At 65.7% G+C, this 2312-nt stretch carries 3 protein-coding genes; 2 read left to right on the plus strand and 1 reads right to left on the minus strand.

The genetic code is table 11. The features are described 5' to 3' along the window. Nucleotides 1–950: AraC family transcriptional regulator (locus MOV74_RS36275; RefSeq protein ID WP_246932092.1), on the minus strand; the 950-nt coding region annotated here is incomplete at its 3' end. A gap of 204 nt (nucleotides 951–1154) precedes the next feature. Here MOV74_RS36275 and MOV74_RS36280 point away from each other — a divergent pair. Continuing rightward, the gene (locus tag MOV74_RS36280) at nucleotides 1155–1775 is read left to right on the plus strand and encodes a response regulator transcription factor (protein WP_246932094.1); all 621 of its coding nucleotides are present in this window, start codon (nucleotides 1155–1157) and stop codon (nucleotides 1773–1775) included. Between the two features lie 170 nt (nucleotides 1776–1945). Further along, nucleotides 1946–2312 (plus strand): DUF4140 domain-containing protein (locus MOV74_RS36285; protein WP_246932096.1); only part of this gene is annotated, 367 nt, incomplete at its 3' end.

Here is a 2312-nt window from a genome sequence, read left to right on the forward strand (position 1 = left end):
CCGCGGAACCAGCGCGCCATGGCGCTCTGCGCGGAGAAGCCAAGCTGCACCGCGATGTCGGCCAGCGGCCGGCCGGGGTCGTCGATCAGCTGGGTTACGAGACCCGCGCGTTGTGCATCCAGGATGGAAGAGAAGCTCGTGCCTGATGCGGCGAGGTGGCGATGGATGGTGCGGCGGGTGCAGGCGAGATGCTCGGCGACGCGCTCGACCGTGCAGTCGCCGCTGGCGAGCAGGGTCCGCACGACCTCGTCGACCTTCCCCTCCCAACTCGCGGGCCGTGTCTCGATTGCCTCGATCCGCTTGCGCAGATAAGTCGCGATCAGGGGATGCGCGCTCGGGATCCGGCGCTCCATGTCGTGCGCCGACAGCAGGATCGCATCCTCCTCTGCGTTGAAGGTGACGCGGCAGCCGAAGAAGTCGCGATAGCGCTTGCGATCGTGCGGCGGCGGATAATGCAGTTGGACCTCCTGCGGCCGCCAGTCGTGCCCGTACAGCGACTGGATGATGCGGTGGACGCTGCCGAGCGCCATGTCGATCGACTGACGCGGCGCGATCGGCTGACGGCCGCGCAGGTGCAGCGTGAGGGTCACGGTCTGCTTGCCGCGCGCAACGTCCAGCCGCATGCCGTCATGATGGATATGGATGAAGCGCGAAAACGCCTCGATCGCCTCGCCGACGGTCGCCTGTTCGCGCACGATCAGGCCGACCGCACCGAAATTGGTCAGGCCGCCGCGCTCGGCGAGACGCAAGCCGAAATCTTCGGCGCCGGACGCCTCTGCCGACAATTCGAGCAGACGGCGCAGGCCGGTGACGGCAATGGGGGTGTCTGGCTTGTCGAGGCAGGCCAGCGGCAGCTTGGCCTTGCGCATCATCTGTTTGGGATCGAGCCCGACCGACCGGGCGATCTCCGGGTAATAGCTCAAGCCTGCGCTGCGAACGAGGTCGGTCATGCGAACCGTTCCTGCCAGCCATTCCCGCAGATGTCCCGAAATGTAAAGTTTCTGTCTCGATCCGTCAAATCCAGGAACCGGGCGGAACATACATAGGGGAAACCGAAGCACTGGCGTGAATGCCGTGCTCACGACGGCGCGGCTGGGCGATGGAGCCCGCTGCCGTCTCGGGCCATTTGACCAAGACATTGCTGGATCGGGATTATGCCGGGAAACATGCTTTCCAAGGGTGAGGTATTCGTCATCGATACCGACGCTGCCTCCCGCGAACAACTTTCGACTGCGCTCCAACAGAGCGCCTATGACGTGATCTGCTTCGCTGACGGTGCGTCTCTGTTGTCCGAGGCAAAGGCCCGGATGCCGGCCTGCGTGCTGATGGAGCTGCCGCCCGATCGCTCGGGCCTCGACATGCTCAGGCGGCTGCGCGAGGAAAACTGCATGGCGCCGGTGCTGGTGACCTCGGCGAATGGCAGCATCGCCATGGCGGTCGACGCCATCAAGAGCGGCGCGGCCGACTTCATCGAAAAGCCGTTCCGCACCCACGATATCGTCGGCCGGATCGATGCGGCCATCGATGAATTCGCGCAGCCCGGCGCGAGCCGGCAACGCTGGCTGCCCGGTTGCGAGCCGCTGACGGCGCGCGAAGTCGACGTGCTCGAGCACCTTGCCGCCGGACTGACCAACAAGGAGATCGCCCGCCGCATGCATTTGAGCGCGCGGACGGTCGAAGGCTACCGCGCCGGCATCCTGAAGAAAGCCGGCGCGAAGAACGTGACCGATCTGCTGCGGCGCATCTTCGGCCAGGGCTCGCCAACCCAGGCGTGAGGACTGCCGCGGCAATGTCATACGTTCCGCGGCCATGGTGACGCCGCAGCGGCGCCCCACGGAAACCCCAATCGAACCAGTTCCTTCCCTGCCGCGTCCAACCATGTTGGCGAGGCATTTGATCGCGTGCGTCCGGCTGGCGGCGCGGCGATACCGGCAGGAGGGACTTTATGCGCATCACCGCACGATGTTTGGCGACAACGAGCCTGGTTCTGGTGACCATGGCGACGGCATCGCCGTCATGGGCAGCCGAATTGGACACCAATTCGGCGATCGACACCGTCACCGTCTATCCCGATGGCGCCACCGTCACCCGCATCATCACCGTCGACCTGCCATCCGGGGACTCGACGCTGGTCGCGAAGGACTTTCCTCTGGCCCTCGATACGTCCTCCATCCGGGTCGAGGGTGAAGGCGGAGCCAAACTCACCATCGGCACGATCGATGCGCGGTCGCCGCGCGCGGCGCCGGTCAACCTGCCCGAGCTGGAAAAGCGGCTCGAAGCCCTGAGCGACCAGCGCGCCGACCTGCAAGGCG

The sequence above is a fragment of the Bradyrhizobium sp. SHOUNA76 genome (assembly GCF_023006445.1).
Taxonomy (GTDB): domain Bacteria; phylum Pseudomonadota; class Alphaproteobacteria; order Rhizobiales; family Xanthobacteraceae; genus Bradyrhizobium.

Excerpts from the sequence above, each read along its gene's own strand:
- MOV74_RS36280 (WP_246932094.1), top strand. The coding sequence starts at position 1,155 with ATGCCGGGAAACATGCTTTCCAAGGGTGAGGTATTCGTCATCGATACC.